Raw genomic sequence first — 17,804 nt, 5'->3', positions numbered from 1 at the left:
CCATGTTCCGCACCGGGTGAAAACCACGTGCCTCTCGCTTCAGCGGAACCCTTGCCCGCTGGGTGCGCCATGGAAGCGTTTTGTTGGACGTCCTAGTATCTGTCCATGAGCTTCCCTCTCTATGCGCCCGCTGAGGAGCACGACATGCTCCGTCAGGCCGTCCGGGCTCTCGCCGAAGAGAAGATCGCCCCGCGTGCGGCGCAGGCCGACGAGGCGGAGGAGTTCCCGTGGGAGGTCTACAAAGACCTCGTCGCGGCCGATTTCCACGCCGTGCACGTCCCGGAGCAGTACGGCGGCGCCGGAGCCGACGCGCTCGCCACGGTCATCGTCATCGAGGAGGTCGCCCGTGCCTGCGCCTCCTCCTCACTCATCCCCGCCGTCAACAAGCTCGGCACCGTGCCCCTGCTGCTGTCGGCCTCGGAGGAGCTCAAACAGCGCTACCTGCCCTCGGTCGCCCGCGGCGACGCGATGTTCTCCTACGCCCTGTCCGAGCCCGAGGCGGGCTCCGACGCCGCGGCCATGAAGACCCGCGCCGTACGCGACGGCGACCACTACGTCCTCAACGGCACCAAGATGTGGATCACCAACGCCGGTGTGTCCGAGTACTACACCCTCATGGCCGTCACCGACCCCTCGGCCGGCCCCCGCGGCATCTCCGCCTTCGTGGTGGAGAAGGACGACGAGGGCGTCAGCTTCGGCGCCAAGGAGAAGAAACTCGGCATCAAGGCGTCCCCCACCCGCCAGGTCATCCTCGAAGACGTCCGCATCCCGGCCTCCCGCATGATCGGCGACCCCGGCACCGGCTTCCGCACCGCCCTGGCCACCCTCGACCACACCCGCATCACCATCGCCGCCCAGGCCCTCGGCATCGCCCAGGGCGCCCTCGACTACGCCATCGGCTACGTCAAGGAACGCAAGCAGTTCGGCAAGCCGATCGCCGACTTCCAGGGCGTGCAGTTCATGCTCGCCGACATGGCCATGAAGCTCGAAGCCGCCCGCCAGCTCACCTACGCCGCCGCCGCCAAATCCGAGGCCGCCACCCAGGGCGCCTCCCCCAAGGACCTCACCTTCTTCTCCAGCGCCGCCAAATGCGCCGCCTCCGACGCCGCCATGGAAATCACCACCGACGCCGTCCAACTCCTCGGCGGCTACGGCTACACCCGCGACTACCCGGTCGAACGCATGATGCGCGACGCCAAGATCACCCAGATCTACGAGGGCACCAACCAGATCCAGCGCATGGTCATGGCCCGCCAACTCCTCAAATAGGCCCTGACCTGCTCAGGCCTGATCTCCCCTCAAGACCAGGGGCGGGTGGGTGCCCGCCCCTTTCGTCGGGTCGTGGTGGGGTCGTGCCGTCAGAAGCCGGCGGTGATCTGGGTGAACGGCCATCCGCCCGGCTCGCGGTTGACCGCCCAGAAGGTGAGCCGGGTCAGGCCCTTGACCATGGCCCAGTTACGGATCTCGGTCCACAGGGCCGGGGTCGTGTTCTCCCCTATGTTGGACCTGTTGTTCATGCCCGCGATGCCCATGTGGGCGTAGGCCTGGGCGTCGCTCCAGCCGAACACGCTCTTCAGCGTGCTCTTGAGCCCTTCGGAGGCGTTGACGGTCTCCTGGTAGACGTCGTAGGCGCCGAAGTCGAACGCCCTGATCGTGTAGACGTCGATCGGCACGCTCAGGGTCTTGGCCTGATTGACCAGGCGAACGCCCGCGGGGGTCAAGCCGGTCTTGAGCGCTGGGAGGGTGACGGAGATCTTGACGTTCGGGAAGTTCTGCTTGACGATCTTGAGGCCGTTGAGGATGCGGTCCTGGACGACGATGTCCTCCAACTCGTCGGGCTCCAGGTAGAAGTCGACCGCGGTCGGGCCGAAGGCGGAGATGACGTACTGGACCACGTTGGCGAAGGCCGGCGGGCTTGAGCAGGTGCGGCCGAGCTTGCTGCCGGTCGGGCCGCCGAAGGAGATCTCCACGCTGCCGCCCCTGGACCTGATCATGCCGATCGCGCTGGCGTCGGGGCCGCCGTTCAGCGGGCGCACGCCGTCCCACTGCGGGTTACAGGCGCTGCCGGCCGCCTGAACGAAGGCCATCGTGAAGGACTTGACGCCGGTGGCGCCCATCACCGTGGCCGGTGAGGGTCCCGCGGCCGCCGACAGGTACGGGGCGCCGGGCAGCCTGTCCGGGTTGGGGCTGGGGCCAGAGCAGCCGGTCGTGGTGGCGTTCACGTCACGGCCCGCCGACTCCCCGGTCACGTTGTACGCCTTGATCGTGTACTTGTGGGTCTGGCACTTGCCGACGCCGGAGATGTCGGCAGTGGTGGAGATGACCTGCGCGCGCTGCGTGGTGCCCTCATAGACCCGGTACCCGGTCACGGTGCCGCCGCCGGTGCCCCACCTCAGCGTGACATTGGTGTCGCCCGCGGTCGCCACGGCGGTGGCGGGCTGGCTGGGCGCCGGTGCCTCGGTGGTGGCGGCGACGTAGGAGGCGTCCGAGCGGTTGCCCGAGGTGTCGCGGGCGCGCAGCATGTAGGTGTAGGCGGTCGAGGGGGCCAGGCCGGTGTCGGTATAGGTGGTGCCCGGCACGGTGGTCACCAGTGTGTCATTGCGGTAGACCTCGTATCCGGCGAGGCGGACGTTGTCGGTGGAGGCGTTCCAGGCCAGCGCGACGCTGCTGGAGGTCGTGCGGGTGACGCGCAGGTTCGCCGGGAACGAGGGCGCGACGTCGTCGCTGACGGTGACGCGCTGCCACAGCGTCAGTTCGCGGTCGGGCTCTTTGCCGGGGGCGGAGGTGTGGTTCAGCAGGCACTGATAGGGGACGCCGTCGTGGGTGACGACCGTACCGGCGGTGTAGGCGGTCGAGGGTGCCCACACGGGGACGGCCCTCCACAGCGGAGGCGTGTTGGGGGGCTCCCAGCCGGGAATGGCCGTGTGGTTCTGTAGGCACTGGTAGAGGACACCGTTGTAGATGACGATCGTGCCGGCGGTGTAGGCGGTCGAGGGCTCCCAGGGCACCCGGGTGCAGGCGATCGTGGTGGCGCTCACGTTACCGGCCGCGGACTCCCCGTATTCGTTGTACGCCTTGATCGTGTAGCTGTGGGTCTCGCACTTGCCGAGGCCGGAGAAGGTGACGGTGGTGGCGGCGCCCTGCGCGCGCTGCGTGCTGCCCTCATAGACCCGGTATCCGGTGACGATGCCGCTTGCGGCGTCCCAGGCCAGCGAGACGCTGCCGGTGGTGACGCCGGTGACGCGCGGGTTCGCCGGTGCCGAGGGCAGCAGACTCTCCCACAGCATCGGGACGTTGGGGGGCTCCCAGCCGGGAAGGGAGGTGTGGTCCTGCTTGCACCGGTATGGGACGCCGTTGTAAGTGACGATCGTGCCGGCGGTGTAGGCGGTCCATGGCGCCCAGTCGACGGCGGCGGCTTGGACGCCCACCTGCTGTGCCGCGTGGGCCTCGGCCGGCACCGGAAGGCCGAGGCCCGTCACTAAGACGGTCAGTAAAGCGAGGATGAGGACGCGGGATCTCACGTGACACTCCCTGGGGGGTGGAGGGTGGAGTGTGCCGATGACCTGCCCGCGCGGTCGCCTCCCCCGCGCGCGGGCGGGACGGCCACGGGCCAGGCCGTGTGCACCACCGGGCCACCCTGCCGAGGCCGGGATCGTGCTCGGCATCGCGTGACCCGCCGGTCGAACGGCAAGGCCGCCTCAAGGTGGGTATGCGCGGCGGAGCGGCCTCACAGAGAGCGAAGGAGTGAAGTTTACCGTTAGGAAACTTTCCTAATATTTTTCGCATTGTAACCACCTCTACCAGGCGCTACAAGGGCCCAACGCGACTCACAGCGCGGCGAGCGCGGCCGAAAAGCAGCGGTCCAACACGACGACGGTCAGCGGAAGAACGTGTCCGAATCCGAGTACGGCGGACGGCCGTTCGGTCCAACCCCGCCCGCAGCCTCCTCATCCTCCTTCCACCTCGCCCGCCGACACGCGATAGGGCCCGGTCGGAATTTCACGGACGGTCGTGTCGGCCGCCCGGGGAAGCCATCTCCGCATGTAAGGGACGTCGTAAACAGGTGGCCGGCCGTTCATCAGCTCCGCCAGGTTCTCGTCAGTGAGGGCAAGCTCGCAGGCGTTGCCCGCTTGCTGCGGATCCCACCCGTGGTCGAGCGCCATGCGTATGGTCGCCGTCACGAGCGCCGGCCGTATGGCCATCGTCCGTTCTCCCGACCATGCGTCCGGGCGTGAGCAGGGGAGCGACACCAGAAGGACGCGACCCGACGCGCCGGCCAGTTCCACTGCGAACGTCATCGGGCCCCAGCCGTTCCCCTGGCAATACGTGGGCTTACGGCGGACGCGCCAGCGGAACACTGTGCCATCGACGGTGATGAGCCGCGCAGCCTTCTTCGGAATCGCCATGAGAGACCTCCTGCTCTGTAAGGCGTTGAGATGTGGAGACCCGGCGCTTTCCGCGGGTGTGCCGGGTCCGCAGATGCGCCCCTGTTCTGTGATCTTTACACGGCGGCTCAGGGGTGCCAGCATCACGCGGCATGGATGTCGATGGGTTCTGGGATCTGATCGAGCGTTCCGGACGTGAGACCGACACCCGGGACACGCGTGTCGCATGGTTGGTGGACGAGCTTTCTCGCCGCCCGGTGCAACAGATCATCGACTATGAGATCTGGTGGACGAAGGCTCAGAACCGCGCCTGCACGGTCGATCTGTTCGCGGCTTACCGGTTCGTATTCTGTTCGGGGTCGTTGGATGGCTTCGAGTATTTCGTGAACTGGCTCATCAGTCTCGGCCGCGAGGCGTTCGAGGCGGTCTCCGACTGCCCTGATCGGCTGATCGAGCTGCCTCAGGTGCACCACGTCCTGGAGTTGCGGCGTTCGTACGTCAGGTCCGCCGAGATCCGGCCGCAGGATTCGGAGCGGCTGTGGGAAGAGTCGCCTGAGTTCGAGTTGCTGGCCGGTGTGGCGTACCACGCCTACGAACAGGTGACCGGGAAGAATCCGGACGAACTCGGCGAAGCCGCGTACGCCCGGGGCGCTTCGAGTGGCTTTCCTCTGGTCCCCGCGATCGGCGCCGTTCCCCATGGGGAGCAGTGGGACTTCGACGATGAACAGGAATTGGCTCGCAGGCTTCCGCGGATAGCCCGCCATCGGCGGGATCAACGATGACCCTTCGGGGTGGGATACCGACATTTCGGAAGACCTGTGAACAGTGTGTCATTGGGTGGTTATCCTGCGGGCATGACGGGCGATGTGGGTGTGGGGCGTGAGGGTCGGCGGGGGTTGGGTCGGCTGGTTTCGGTGGATTTGCGGGATGTGTGGCGGCATGAGGCGTTGGATTTCACGCCCTGGTTGCTGGAGAGTGCCGATGTCCTTGGTGAGGAACTGGGGATGGATCTCGTGCTGGAGGCCGCCGAGCATCGGGTCGGGGGGTTTCAGCTCGATCTGATCGGCGTGAATGCGCAGACCAATGAGCGGGTCATCATCGAGAACCAGCTGACGTCCACCGATCACACTCACCTGGGGCAGCTCCTCACGTACGCGGGCGGGACCGCGGCCAAGAACGTGATCTGGGTGGCCACGGAGTTCCGGGACGAGCATCGGGCGGCTCTGGAGTGGCTGAACGCCGTGACCGACGAGAACACCCGGTTCTTCGGGGTGGAGATCCGCCTGGTCAGGGTGGGGGAGTCGGTGCCGGCGCCGTTGTTCCGGGTCGTGGTGCAGCCCAATGACTGGCGTAAGCGGGTCAAGCAGGCGAGTCCGCCCGCGGTGGCCGGGCGGAATCTCGCGTACCAGCAGTTCTGGGAGCGGTTCATTGAGCGGGCGCGGTCGCAGCGGCCTGGGTGGACCAAGGTCCGCAAGCCTCCCGCCCAGAACTGGCTCGACTTACCCGCCGGGGTGAGCGGGATCTACTATGGCGTCTCCTTCTCCTGGAAGAAGTTACGCAGCGAGCTGTATCTCGGTGGCGAGGCCGGGTCCAATGATCGGGTGCTCGCCGTCCTGCGAGCCGACCGGGAGGCGCTTGAAGCCGCTTACGGCAGTCCGCTCGACTTTGAGCCGCTACCTGGCAAGATCGCGTGCCGGATAGCCGTGTACCGGCCCGGCAGTATCGAAGACACCGATGCCTGGGACGCCTACCTCGACTGGTTCGTCGATTCCCAGACCCGCCTGCGCAAGGCCATCGACGCCATCGGCGGCATACCCGCCCTCTACCAGCGCGCCACCGGCGGTACGTGACGTTCGGCCGGTGAGGCCGATCAGATGGTCGGGCCGGGGCGGCCGGACTGGGTGTTGTTGGACGCCCTGGCGTTCCTAGGGGGCGTCGTCCCAGGAATGACATCGATGTTCAGGTGCTGTTTTATGAGGTGCTTGAGTTCTGCGCCGTTGATCAGAGTGATCCTATTCCGCTGGGCGAACTGCTCACTGGCGCGGCCGAACCATGATGTCGTGACAAGGACGCCGGTGGTCGCGTTGTGGTCCGCCATGACGCCGGTGAGCGCGTGAACCGCCTCCAATCCGACCAGTCCCGACCATCGCTTGGCCTGGATGAGGCAGACACCGCCGAAGAAGAGGTTCTTGCTGGTCGCCACAGCGTCCACGCCCCCGTCCTTGGAGGGGATGGTCGTCCATGCCTCCGCGCCCATTGCCACGAACAGCTCCCTGACCAGGTGCTCGAACTCCGTGGGCGAGAGCTGGAGCAGGTCGCGGCGCGAATCAAGCCCCGCGACGACATCCATGTCGGTGGAGAACCGGAACCTCTTGAGGTCGAAGGTGATGAACGGCTCGATGGCCTCAAGGTCGTAGGGATTGGGGGAGACGAGGGCGTTCAGTCGCTTCAGGCAGGCGATCGGGTTGACCTCGGACAAAACTAGCTCTTCGAAGTCGGCTCGCTCGGCCTCGGCGCTCACCAAGTGAGGTCGTACCCTCTTGCCGGTCGCCTGGTCGATCGTCTTGAGACGCCCGTTGAAGACCACGGCCTCAACGATCGCGCCTGGAGTCGAGGCGAAGATCTCATGGAGAGTGCGCAGCGCCACGCACGCGAGCAGCGTGGCGTACCGCTTCTTTATCTCGGTTTCGGCGCGGGGCACGGGCTCTATCGCGTCGCGCGTCTTGACGTACTTGTACGCACGGACATTGGGAATGACGCTCTGTGGCGGGAGCTCGATCTCGATCACGAGATCGCGGTTCTCCGGACGGTACGCCACTTGAAAAATGCGGGGGAACCCGCTCGGATACACAGATCTTTCCAAGACCTGGCCGGCGACCCATTCCACGGCCTCTGGCACGCCCGTTTCGAAGTCGGCCCGCAGGCGGCTCAATCGGGCGTTCTGGGCTGCCGCCTGCGCGTTGGCGGCTGCCACTTGGTGATCATAGGTCGTGCGGGCGGTGGTGAGGTCGAGCAGTCGCTGATGCTCCCTCGCCTGGTGCTCGGCGATCGCGCTGTCGAAGCGGTCGTGGGCCTCCTGGAGTTCGCGCTCGTAACGCGATCTCCCTCCGAATACCCGGCCCAATGCCGAGGGGGGCGATGGTGCGAAGGATTCCCACTGCGGGGCCGATTCGGCGACGGCGAGGCGGCCTGGGGCAAAGGGCGGTACCGAGGCGACGACTCGTGACCGGCCGAAGGTGAACGGAGGTGCGCTAAGGGCGGCCACCAAGACCTGGTCCAGCTCCGCGACACGCCTCTCAAGTTCCGCGCTCTTCTTCTCGGCCGTCGCCTGCTGCCGTTCCAGATGCCGCTTCTGGCGCTCGCGCTCCCGCTCTTTGGCCAGTCTCTCGGCCTCGCGCCGCTGCCTTTCGGCTTCTCTGCGCAACGCCGCTTGCTGCCGCTCCCACGCGCTACGTCCACCCGCCAACGTGATCGACCCTCCGTCTGACGATTGCACAATCGTAGATCAACTGTGCGTGCTCGGTCACCTGACGTTAAGGAGCGGGTTGGGCGGGGGACGGGAATCAGGCGGCTTGGACAGCTCGCCGTGATCAGGGTCAGGGGGAGAGGTGGACGCCGGTGGCGCGCTCGGCCAGGGCGCGAGGTTGGGGCTACGGGGTGTTTGGTGCCCTCGGGCCTGATATTAGGCCCGAGGATGTTGACATCCTGGTGAAGATGGTCGGATCGCCGCCTTCGCGGAATTTGTAGCTGTGCAGGCGGGCGGTCCCCGTGGACGGCTCGTCGGCTTTGAGGGAGGCGATTTCGGACCAGTCGTGGTCGATCAGCGCCGTCCCGCCACGCCCGGCCGAACGTCGCCCAGGGGGACGGGGACCCTTGGTGGAGCCATGTGCAGGTCGCCGGTGTGGGGAAAAGGACGCGATCGCGCATCAACAGTGGAGAAACCGAAACGTCTGTGGGGCGTCCGGACGATACTCTCAGCGTGCTGGACCAGCGAAACCATCAGGGCAAGTTCGCCGAAGACTATGTCAGGGCACTGGCCTCGGCGGCCGGGCTCATCGTCTACAAAGACGATATCGACCACGATGGGATCGATTTCGGGTTCCGCTATCCGGGCAGAGCCGGGCATATCGCCTCTCCCGCGATCGAGGTACAGGTCAAGTCGTGGTCCGTGCCTTCGGGTAAAGGGCCGGATCTGCACTACGACGGGCTGAACGAGTTGCAGTACAACAAGCTCGTAGCCGGGCCGTTCCTCGTGCCGCGTTACCTGTTCGTCGTCGTGGTCCCCGCCGATCGGGAACGGTACGCGCGGGTGGAGACCGAGGGCCTGACGCTCAGCCGGCTCTGTTACTACCGGGGTTTCGAGGGCGAGCGGCCGATCGATGAGCCGAGCGGAAAGCGGCGGCGGGCCGTACGGCTGTCGCTCGGCAATGTCCTCACGGTTCGCGCGCTGCGCGAACTCGTGGGGGCGCCCGCGTGATCACGAACCTGTCGGGCGCCGACATCAACAGCTACCTCGCCGTGACCGGCTGGGTCCGTCAGCCGGAGGAGTGGCGGGGCGCGGCCGTGTGGGTGCGCGAGGGCGACCACGAGGTCTTCGTGCCCGGTACGGACGACTTCGCCGACGGACCTCGGCGGGTCAGGGAGATCCTTGCGCTGCTGGCCCGCCTGGAGGGCCGGTCCCGCGAGGAGATCGCCTCCGACATCGGCGCGCCCATGGCCGACGTCCAGTGGTACCGCTCGCCGATCTTCCCGGCGGACGGCCAGTTGGGGCTCGGGGACGCGGCCGAGGCGTTCAAGAGCGCCCAGACGGCCATCACCGCCGCGGCCCGGGCCGTACTGGCTCCCGGCCGGCCGGTGTTCGCCGGAGCGCCGCCCCGGGAGGTGCGGGAGCTGCTGGCCCGCGTGCGGGTCGGGCCGATCGTGCCGTCCACGGACGTCCTGACGATCCGTGTCCCGTTGGAACGTGACGAAGCGGACGACATCCCACTGGCCCGCCGCACCCTGATCCTGCTCCAGCGCGCGATGGTACTGCTGCGCGACGCTGTGGCTCAGGTACGTGACACCCATGACATGGGCGTCTTCGACGGCATCGTGCGGGACGGAGTGTCGGCCGACCTCTGCGACGCGCTCGCCAAGATGGCCGGGTCCGACCCCGGGAGCCGGATGGAGGCGGGCTTCCGCTGGGCCAGGGCCGTGCCGTCCGAGGTGCCCGCGCGGACGGTGGTGTTCGACCCCGACACGAAGGCCGTGCTGAGCCGCGCCGCGCACCGGTTCCGCCGCCTGCACAGCGAGAGCGCGTCGGTCACCGGCCGCATCGTCATGCTCGGCGATGACGGCGACCGGGACCGGTTCCGGGTCCAGGTACGCGGAGCCCTGGTGACCGGGGCGGATGAGGCGGACAAGCTCATCTGGGTGCGACTGCCCGGCGAGGCGGCGTACGACCTGGCGGTCACGGCACACCGGAGCGGGACCCTCGTACGGGCCGAAGGCACGCTCCACAACGTCAACGGCCGCCGCGAACTGGCGGCCACCCATTTCGACCCCCTGCCGGACGATCGATCCGAGGAGACCACCTGACCATGGACGACATCGAACTCAAGCCCGTGGAGCGGGCCCTGCTCCTCGCCCTGATGACCCTCGGCGGTTCAGCGTCCAATACTGAGCTGAGCGACCATGTCGCCAACACGCTCGTGGGCAAGCCTCGTACGCGAATGAATGAGTTCGGGCTTGTGGAGAGTGAGAAGCGGGGCCAGACGTTCCACCACACGCTCACTGACAAGGGCTGGGCCCGCTGCGCAGCGGAACTTGATGGCAGCGCTCCACCACGACAGGGACCGCTCGGGCGGGTGCTGTACGGGGTGCTCGGCGTGATCAAGGGCTATCTCGATGTCAGGGATACCAGCCTGGCGGAGTTCGTCGTCATCGCTCGCGGGGAAAGCGCCCCGGAGCCCGCCTCGGCCGATTTGACCCAGAGCATCAGAGACGCCTACTGGCGACTGGCCCGCGAACCGCAGGACTGGGTGCTGCTCACCGAGCTCCGGCCGCTCCTCGGCGACGCCCCCCGAGACCAGGTCGATGAGGCGCTGCGGCTGCTGGGGCAGGTCTCTGGGGTCCATTTCACGCCCGAGGCCGATCAGAAGACCCTGAGCGAGGACGACAGGAGGGCGGCCGTGTTCATTGGCGGCGAGAGCAAGCACCTGCTGGCGATCGAGGCACGATGAACGACGCAGAGCGGCGCGCATTGCGTGCCATCAACCAGATCCTCGACTGGGCGGCCACCGCCGAGCACGCCTGGAACCCGCTTCCGTACCACGTCAGCGGCATGCACCCGAGGGCCGAGCCGCTGATCCTCGACGGCATCGAGGAGGCGGCCGAACTCACCACCACCAGCCCCCTCGGAGTGGTGGTCGAGGGAGAGGGCGGCGCGGGCAAGACCCATCTGCTCGGCTGGGTCAGGGGTGAGGTCGCGCGGGTGGGCGGCTACTTCTTCCTGGTGGACTTCAGTGCCGGAGACGACTTCTGGCACCGGACCACGGCGGCGATGGTGGCCGACCTGGGCAAGTCGGCCGATGGCGCGGACGGTCCCGTCCAGGCCATGGTGGCGCTGCGCGCCATCGCCGATCTGGCCGGAGTGGGGGACCGTATCCAGGCCGCGGCCGAGCGTCCGTCAGGGCTCTCCCGAGATGATCTCGATGCCCTGGTGAACGGCCTGCTGGCGAAGGACCGGCAGCTCCTCCACTACAAGGACACCATCCGGGCGCTCGCCCTCTACGCCATCGCCAAGGGCCCCGGCCTCGATGTCGCCTACGATCACCTGAGATCAGCGGAGGAGGCCGAGGACGGCGACCGCCGCGCGTGGGGGATGAGCAGGCTGGTCAAGCCGCCGCACGACATCGCCATCGAGCTGTCGGCGATCTTGGCGCTGACGGGCCCCAGCGTCATCGCGGTGGACCAGATCGACGCGATCCTGCGGCACTCCCGTTCGCAGGACACCGGCACGGAGCCGGGCGGCGGAACGGTTGACGAGATGGCCAGTGGGCTCATGGGGCTGCGCCACGCCACCCGGCGCACGCTCTGCCTGGTGGCCTGCCTGCCCACCTCTTGGAACCGGATCAAGAATCATGCCGTTCGTACGGTACGGGACCGCTTTCGCTCGTCGCTGATCCTCGAATCGATACCGAGTCCCGAGATCGCCAGGGAGCTGGTCGAGCGGCGGTTCGAGGTGGCGTTCGCCAATGCGGGCTACACTCCGCCGCATCCGGTGTGGCCGATCGGGCCCGGCGCGTTCGCCACGGCGACCGGCCTCACCCCGAGAGTGCTGCTCAGAAGGATCGGCGAGCACATCGACGGGTGCCGGGCCGATGGCGTGGTACGTCCGCTGGAACGATTCAGTACCGATGCCCCTGTTGTCATCCCGCCCTCCGTGCGCCACGAACCGGAGCCGGACTTCGGCAGGCTCGACGCTCGTTATAAAAAACTCCGTGACCAGGCCGAGGTGGAGGACGCCTTCGACGCTCAGCACGAGGACGAGGTCGCCCCCGTACTGCTCACCGCCGGTCTCACCGCCTGGATCACCGAGCAGGGAGAGGCCGGTCGCGGGTTCTCCGTCGATCCGCTGCAAGGCCACAAGCCGCCCATCCACGCCCGCCTGCGTCAGGTGCTCGACCCCGATACGGACGAACAACGGCACTGGACGTTCCGGGTGATCGGCGCGCCGCATCACACCGCCGCCCTCAAACGGCTCAAGGACGGCATGGCGGAGTCCGGTATCGGCCCGAAGACCCCGGACCGCTGTTTCATCGTGCTGCGCAATCACGCATGGGCGGACGGTCCCTCCACCCGGAAGCAACTGGACCTCCTGGAGGACTCCGGCGGGCGGTCGATTCCGTTGCGCAGTGATGACCTGCGGGTGTTCGAGGCGTTGCGGTTGATGGAGGCCGACCGTGACCCGGAGTACGACCTGTGGCTGCGGTCCCGGCGTCCCGCCTCCGGCACCGAACTGCTCAGTGACATCCTCAGCGACGTGGCAGCCCAAGTACCACAAGGCCCCACACCGCCCGCGCCTGGACAAGCCCCCATCATCGCGGTGGGCACGCGGCTGGACACCGGGGCCACCCTCGAACTCAAGCTGGGCGTCCTGGCCCGTCACACCGCCGTGTTCGCGGGCTCAGGTTCCGGCAAGACGGTGTTCCTGCGCCGCCTGGTGGAGGAGTGCGCGCTGCACGGTGTGTCCTCGATCGTCCTGGACCCGAACAACGATCTCGCCCGCCTCGGCGACCAGTGGCCCGCCCCGCCCCCCGGATGGGGCCCCGGTGACGAAGAACGAGCGGCCCGGTACTTCGCCGAAACCGAGGTCGTCGTCTGGACCCCCGGGCGCACCCGGGGACGTCCGCTGAGCTTCCAGCCGCTCCCCGACTTCTCCGCCGTGCTCGACGACCGTGACGAACTCGACTCCGTCCTCGCGGTCGCCGTCGAAACGCTCGCTCCCCGCGCGGGCGTCAGCGGTAACAGCGCCAAGGCGCGCAAGGGCGAGGCCGTGCTGCGCCAGGCGCTGGAGCACTTCGCGCGTTCGGGCGGCGGGGACTTCGCCGCGTTCCGCCAGATGCTGTCGGAGCTGCCGTTCGAGGCCAGCCAGATCCACGGGGCCGACCAGATCGCCGCCGAGATGGGGCAGCTCCTAACCGCCGCGACGATCACCGACCCGCTCTTCGCGGGCAGTGGCGAGGCGGCCGACCCCGCGCGGCTGCTCACGCCGTCCGAGGGGAAGCGGGCCCGCGTCTCGGTCATCAGCTTCATTGGCCTCAACGACGACGCCAGGCCGGGATTCGTCAGCCGCCTGCAGATGGCCCTGTTCTCCTGGATCAAGCGCAATCCGGCGCGCGGCCGTCCGCTGGGCGGCCTGTACGTGATGGACGAGGCGCAGGCCCTCGTCCCCGCCGCGCCCAAGACCGAGGCGCTGGCCAGCACCCTGACGCTGGCGTCGCAGGCCCGCAAGTACGGCCTCGGTCTGGTCTTCGCCACGCAGGCCCCGCGCGGGCTGCACAACCAGATCGCCGGGAACTCCACCACGCAGTTCATCGGCAGGATGAACAGCCCCACGCAGATCAGCGTGGTCAAGGAGCTGGCGCAGTCGCGCGGTGGCAAGGCCGATCGGGTCGGGCGGCTGGAGGCCGGGCAGTTCTACGCCGCGAGCGACGGCATCGCCGAGGCGCTGATCCGCGCGCCGCAGTGCCTGAGCCACCATCCCGCCGATCCGCTGGTCGAGCAGGAGATCCTGCGCCGCGCCGCGGGCTGACGCGCGATCGGCCCGGATCCTCGGCGCCGGGCTCGCGTTCCAGCCGGTGGACCTGGTGCCGGCCACGCCGGCAGGCGCCCCCTTCAATAAGGGCCGGCGGCGCGCAGCGCGGCGCGGATCTCGGTGGCGGGGTCGTCGAGGTGATAGATCCGCTCGGAGGGTTCGATGCCGTCCAGGAACTCCTGGTAGCGCACGGCGTAGTGCAGGTGGGCCAGGGGTTCGGCGATGGCCAGGGCCCCGGCCGGGTCGCTGCCGGGGGCGTGGGCCAGCCAGGCGTCGATCCAGGCGCGGGCGGCGGCCGGACGCCGGTCCCGCGGCAGGAACGCCAGCACCCGCAGCCCGTCGAGCACCGGGTCGCCGATGTGGGCGTCGGAGAAGTCGTACACGACGGGCGGGCCGCCGTCGGCGCGCCAGTTGCCCGGGTGGAAGTCGCCGTGGACGACGGTCTCCGGCAGGCCGCAGCGTTCCAGCAGGGTCCAGCGGCCGATCAGCCGGTCGGCGGCGGCCGACTCCTCGCGGGTGAGCCCGGCGGGCGGGGTGGCCTCGCCGAGCCTGGCCAGCAGCGCGCGGACCCGCTCGGCCCGCGACCGCCAGGGCAGCTCGCGCAGCCCGGGCACGGCGGACCCGGCGAGCGCGGCCTGCGCGGCGACCAGGCGGGTCACCGCGCTGGTCAGGACTCCGGCCGGCGCGTTCCAGCCGTCCACGCCGGGCAGGTGCTCCAGCAGGATCCGGCCCTGCCCGGCCGCGATGACGGTGGGCACCAGGCCGGGGTCCACGGCGGCGAAGGCGGCGATGGCCGCGGCCTCGTCGGCGGAGAACGGCGGGACGGCCTTGAGCCAGGCCGTGCCCTGGTCGGTCGGCAGGCGGAACAGCCCCGAGAGGTTCCAGGTGCGGCGCTGCCGGATCGGGCCGGTCACCGTACGCCCTGCGGCGGCCAGCGCGGCGGACGCCCAGCCGTACAGCTCGCGTACGCCCTCCAGCCGCGCCCAGGGTGAACGCAGCTCATGAGGGGCGAACAGCGACGGCCAGGCAGGAGCCGGCGACAGCAGGCCGGGCGCGGGCCGCTCCAGCGCCTCGACGTGGTAGGTGACGTGCCCGTCCCGGCCGCCCTCGCCGCCCTCCACGCCCAGCAGCCGCAGCACCAGCACTTCAACGCCCAGCGCCCGCCGCAGGCACGCGATGACCGGTTCGACCTCCGACCACCACGGCACCTCCACCGCGAACGGCCCGGCGACGCCCAGGAACTCGGCCCCGGAGGTCACCCGGACACTGAACGTCCGTCCGTGCGACTCGTTCGGGGGAACGGCGGGCATGGCGGCGGGCTCCCGTGGGGGCGTACGGCGGGACACTCGTGCAGCGCCCACTTTCCCACGCGACCGCGCGCCGCGTCACCGGCTCAGCCGACCGGGAACCCCAGGGTCACTTCTTGCAGATGTTCTGGGTCGCGGTCTTGGCGGTCGGCGACGAGGTGGGCGCGGCCGTCGGGGTCGTGGGCTGCGCCGGGGGCTGCTCGGCGTTCACCGTGACCTTCTTGGCCCCCGGGTAGTCGCGCCCGACCACCACCTCGATCCTGGCCCCCAGCTCGTCGGCGCGGCGCAGCTCGGCGCCCTTGAGCGCGGCGGCCACCGTGCGGGCGGAGTCGGCGCGGCCCGGGCCGTACCGGATCACCGTCTTCTGGAAGTCGGTGCGCGCGGCGTTGCCCGCCTGGTCGGGCACCCGGAAGCCGACCTTGAGCAGGTCGGCCCGCACCGTCGCGCCCCGGCCTGTGACGCCGGTGCCGTTGAGGACGCGGATCGCGATGCGCTCCGGCGGGATCGTGACGGCCTGCGCGTCCGGCGTGGCCTTGGTCGATGTGGTGGCCGATGTGGTGGCCGATGTGGTGGCCGAGGGCGTGGCCCCCACGGACGCCTTGACGCTCGGCTTCGGCGACGGCTTGGTGAGCTGTTCGTCGGCGGCGATCCGCCGGAACAGGTCGCGGGAGCGCTGTTTGTCCCACAGCACGGCGCTCTCGCCGGTCGAGGTCTCGTAGTCGGGGTCGGCCAGCGGCACCTGGGCGAAGGTCACGTCGTCGGTGGAGACGTCCTTGAGCTGGGTGGCGAGCCCGAGCAGGTCGTCGGACAGGGCGTCGTCCACGGTGAGCGCGCCGAGCGCGGAGTCGATCAGCGCGGAGAGCTTCGTGGGGTCGGTCAGCGTGCCCCGGCTCAGCGCCTGGTTCAGCAGGGCGGAGATGACCTGCTGCTGGCGGTCGATCCGGTCGAGGTCGGAGCGGGCGGTGGCGCGGGTGCGGGCGTAGGCGAGGGCCTTGATGCCGTCCAGCTCGTAGGTGCCGGGGCGGAGGCTGAGTGAGGTCTTGGGGTCGTTGATGGGCACGGGCGTGCAGACCGACACGCCGCCGAGCGCGTCCACCACGTCGATGAACCCGAGCACGTTGACCTCGACGTAGTGGTTGATGGTCAGGCCGGTGACGTTCTGGACGGTCTTCACGGCGAGCTTGGCCCCGCCGAACTGGTAGGCGGAGTTGATCTTGTGCGTGCCCTTGCCGGGGATCGCCGTCCAGGTGTCCCGGGGCAGGCTGACCACGGTGATCTTGCTGTGGTCCTCCGACAGGTGGATCAGCATCATCGTGTCGGTACGCTGCCCGGACTCCCGGCCCAGCTTGAGCAGGTTCTGTTGCCGCCTGGTGAGGTTGTCGCGCTTGTCCACGCCGACGACCAGGATGTTCAGGGCGCCGCGTGCCTCCGAGCCCGCCACGCCCGCGTCGACCTTGCCGATCCGGCCCGCCGCGTAGTTGGGCAGCGCCCAGGATGCGCACGAACCGGCCAGCACGACCATCGACAGGACGCCGCCGGCCAGCAGCTTGCGCCGCCGGGTGCGCGCTCCGCGCGCGGTGCGGCCCCGCGTCCGCGCAGGCGGCAGGCGTACGCCGCCGTAGGCGTCGCCGCCGACGCGCACCCCCGAGTCTTCGCCCACGCCGGGGGCGTCCGGGTCGCGCATCCGCCACCCCCTCCCGAACTCGGCTGGTCGATGGGTTGCCGACCCCACCCGCTCGTACAGTAGCGTGACCTCAGCCATGAAGCAGTTCCCAGACTCGCCCGCGCCGAGCGCGTCATCGACCGGCGCCCACGCGATTCCGCAGCCGCCCGCCACGACCCGGGTCTGGCCTCCCGTCTCCGTCGTCATGCCGGTGCTGAACGAAGAGCGCCACCTCGACGAGGCCGTACGGCAGGTGCTCGCCCAGGCGTACGACGGGCCGATCGAGGTCGTCCTGGCCGTGGGTCCCTCGCACGACCGCACCCAGCAGGTCGCCGACGCGCTCGCCGCGGCCGACCCCCGGGTGGTCGTCGTGGCCAACCCCACCGGCCGCACCCCCAACGCGCTGAACGCCGCCATCGCCGCCTCCCGCAACGGGATCATCGCGCGGGTCGACGGCCACGCCATGCTCCCGCCCGACTACCTCAAGGTGGCGGTCGAGACGCTGGAGGCGACCGGCGCCGACAACGTCGGCGGCGTGATGGCCGCCGAGGGCGAGACGCCGTTCGAGCACGCGGTCGCGCGGGCGATGACCTCCAAGCTGGGGGTGGGCGGGGCGCGCTTCCACACCGGCGGCGAGCCCGGCCCGGCCGACACGGTCTATCTCGGCGTGTTCCGCAGGTCCGCGCTGGACCGCGTGGGCGGCTACGACGAGCACTTCCAGCGCGCCCAGGACTGGGAGATGAACCACCGCATCCGCGAGTCGGGCGGCCTGGTGTGGTTCCAGCCGCGGATGCAGGTGTCCTACCGGCCCCGGCCCAACGTGCGGGCCCTCGCCCGCCAGTACTTCCACTACGGGCGCTGGCGCAGGGTCGTGGCCCGCACCCACCAGGGCACGATCAACCTCCGCTACCTCGCCCCGCCCGCGGCGGTGCTGGCCATCGTGGCGGGGCTGGTGGCCGCGCCGTTCTTCTGGCCCGCGCTGCTCATCCCGCTCGGCTACCTCGCGGCCATCGTCGGCGGCGCGCTGCTGACCGGGGGCGGCCTGCCCGCGGGCGCGCTGGCGCGGCTGCCGCTGGTGTACGCGACCATGCACCTCGCCTGGGGATGGGGTTTCATCACCAGCCCGCCGCGGCTCAGCAAGCAACGGTGAT

13 protein-coding genes are annotated in these 17,804 nt (G+C 69.4%); 8 read left to right on the top strand and 5 right to left on the bottom strand.

The features are described from left to right. The first annotated feature begins 105 nt into the window (after positions 1-105). A complete protein-coding gene (locus DP939_RS26945; RefSeq protein WP_113983563.1) occupies positions 106-1,269 on the top strand; it encodes an acyl-CoA dehydrogenase family protein in 1,164 nt (387 codons plus the stop codon). Between the two features lie 89 nt (positions 1,270-1,358). Here the strand turns inward: DP939_RS26945 and DP939_RS26940 are convergent, their stop codons facing one another. Beyond that, positions 1,359-3,521, bottom strand: coding sequence for a carbohydrate-binding protein (locus tag DP939_RS26940; protein ID WP_225878522.1), 2,163 nt, complete (start codon positions 3,519-3,521; stop codon positions 1,359-1,361). 426 nt (positions 3,522-3,947) lie between these two features. After that, the gene (locus DP939_RS47135; RefSeq protein WP_199565430.1) at positions 3,948-4,406 is read right to left on the bottom strand and encodes a hypothetical protein; all 459 of its coding nucleotides are present in this window, start codon (positions 4,404-4,406) and stop codon (positions 3,948-3,950) included. A gap of 131 nt (positions 4,407-4,537) precedes the next feature. Here DP939_RS47135 and DP939_RS26920 point away from each other — a divergent pair, with 131 nt between their 5' ends. Together DP939_RS26920 and DP939_RS26915 are read left to right on the top strand one after the other, a co-directional pair. Beyond that, the gene (locus DP939_RS26920) at positions 4,538-5,167 is read left to right on the top strand and encodes a DUF4240 domain-containing protein (RefSeq protein WP_113983562.1); all 630 of its coding nucleotides are present in this window, start codon (positions 4,538-4,540) and stop codon (positions 5,165-5,167) included. A 72-nt stretch (positions 5,168-5,239) separates the two neighbouring features. After that, positions 5,240-6,235 carry a DUF4268 domain-containing protein gene (locus DP939_RS26915; protein WP_113983561.1) on the top strand — a complete coding sequence of 332 codons (996 nt, stop codon included), beginning with the start codon at positions 5,240-5,242 and terminating at the stop codon, positions 6,233-6,235. A gap of 20 nt (positions 6,236-6,255) precedes the next feature. On the opposite strand, the gene DP939_RS47130 is transcribed toward DP939_RS26915, so the two are convergent. Beyond that, a complete protein-coding gene (locus tag DP939_RS47130) occupies positions 6,256-7,809 on the bottom strand; it encodes a restriction endonuclease (protein ID WP_199565429.1) in 1,554 nt (517 codons plus the stop codon). 555 nt (positions 7,810-8,364) lie between these two features. Between DP939_RS47130 and DP939_RS26905 the strand changes: the two genes are divergently transcribed. From DP939_RS26905 to DP939_RS26890, 4 genes are read left to right on the top strand one after another with little or no spacing between them, the layout of a single operon-like run. Then, the gene (locus DP939_RS26905; protein WP_113983560.1) at positions 8,365-8,862 is read left to right on the top strand and encodes a DUF4365 domain-containing protein; all 498 of its coding nucleotides are present in this window, start codon (positions 8,365-8,367) and stop codon (positions 8,860-8,862) included. Next, on the top strand, positions 8,859-9,962 hold the full coding sequence (locus tag DP939_RS26900) for a hypothetical protein (RefSeq protein ID WP_225878521.1): 1,104 nt from the start codon (positions 8,859-8,861) through the stop codon (positions 9,960-9,962). Before DP939_RS26905 ends, DP939_RS26900 begins: the two co-directional genes overlap by 4 nt. Positions 9,963-9,964: 2 nt before the next feature. After that, positions 9,965-10,606, top strand: coding sequence for a hypothetical protein (locus DP939_RS26895; RefSeq protein ID WP_225878520.1), 642 nt, complete (start codon positions 9,965-9,967; stop codon positions 10,604-10,606). Next, positions 10,603-13,680 carry an ATP-binding protein gene (locus DP939_RS26890; RefSeq protein WP_113983559.1) on the top strand — a complete coding sequence of 1,026 codons (3,078 nt, stop codon included), beginning with the start codon at positions 10,603-10,605 and terminating at the stop codon, positions 13,678-13,680. The genes DP939_RS26895 and DP939_RS26890 overlap by 4 nt, the downstream gene beginning before the upstream one ends. Positions 13,681-13,763: 83 nt before the next feature. Here DP939_RS26890 and DP939_RS26885 read toward each other — a convergent pair whose 3' ends face one another. Both DP939_RS26885 and DP939_RS26880 read right to left on the bottom strand, forming a co-directional pair. Next, the gene (locus DP939_RS26885; protein ID WP_199565428.1) at positions 13,764-14,993 is read right to left on the bottom strand and encodes an aminoglycoside phosphotransferase family protein; all 1,230 of its coding nucleotides are present in this window, start codon (positions 14,991-14,993) and stop codon (positions 13,764-13,766) included. Between the two features lie 106 nt (positions 14,994-15,099). Next, on the bottom strand, positions 15,100-16,674 hold the full coding sequence (locus tag DP939_RS26880) for an LCP family protein (protein ID WP_113983557.1): 1,575 nt from the start codon (positions 16,672-16,674) through the stop codon (positions 15,100-15,102). A gap of 76 nt (positions 16,675-16,750) precedes the next feature. On the opposite strand from DP939_RS26880, the gene DP939_RS26875 reads away from it, so the two are divergent. Beyond that, positions 16,751-17,803: a glycosyltransferase family 2 protein gene (locus tag DP939_RS26875; protein WP_113983556.1), complete on the top strand. Its 1,053-nt coding sequence runs from the start codon at positions 16,751-16,753 to the stop codon at positions 17,801-17,803. Position 17,804: the final 1 nt, after the last annotated feature.

The organism is Spongiactinospora rosea (assembly GCF_003315795.1).
GTDB lineage: Bacteria > Actinomycetota > Actinomycetes > Streptosporangiales > Streptosporangiaceae > Spongiactinospora > Spongiactinospora rosea.
Note: the sequence above shows the minus strand (reverse complement) of the source record. Positions and strands in the feature narration are given on the sequence as shown.

Coding starts and splice junctions, on each gene's coding strand:
- DP939_RS26945 (WP_113983563.1), top strand. CDS start 106: ATGAGCTTCCCTCTCTATGCGCCCGCTGAGGAGCACGACATGCTCCGT.
- DP939_RS47135 (WP_199565430.1), bottom strand. CDS start 4,406: ATGGCGATTCCGAAGAAGGCTGCGCGGCTCATCACCGTCGATGGCACA.
- DP939_RS26920 (WP_113983562.1), top strand. CDS start 4,538: ATGGATGTCGATGGGTTCTGGGATCTGATCGAGCGTTCCGGACGTGAG.
- DP939_RS26915 (WP_113983561.1), top strand. CDS start 5,240: ATGACGGGCGATGTGGGTGTGGGGCGTGAGGGTCGGCGGGGGTTGGGT.
- DP939_RS26895 (WP_225878520.1), top strand. CDS start 9,965: ATGGACGACATCGAACTCAAGCCCGTGGAGCGGGCCCTGCTCCTCGCC.
- DP939_RS26890 (WP_113983559.1), top strand. CDS start 10,603: ATGAACGACGCAGAGCGGCGCGCATTGCGTGCCATCAACCAGATCCTC.
- DP939_RS26885 (WP_199565428.1), bottom strand. CDS start 14,993: ATGCCCGCCGTTCCCCCGAACGAGTCGCACGGACGGACGTTCAGTGTC.
- DP939_RS26880 (WP_113983557.1), bottom strand. CDS start 16,674: ATGCGCGACCCGGACGCCCCCGGCGTGGGCGAAGACTCGGGGGTGCGC.
- DP939_RS26875 (WP_113983556.1), top strand. CDS start 16,751: ATGAAGCAGTTCCCAGACTCGCCCGCGCCGAGCGCGTCATCGACCGGC.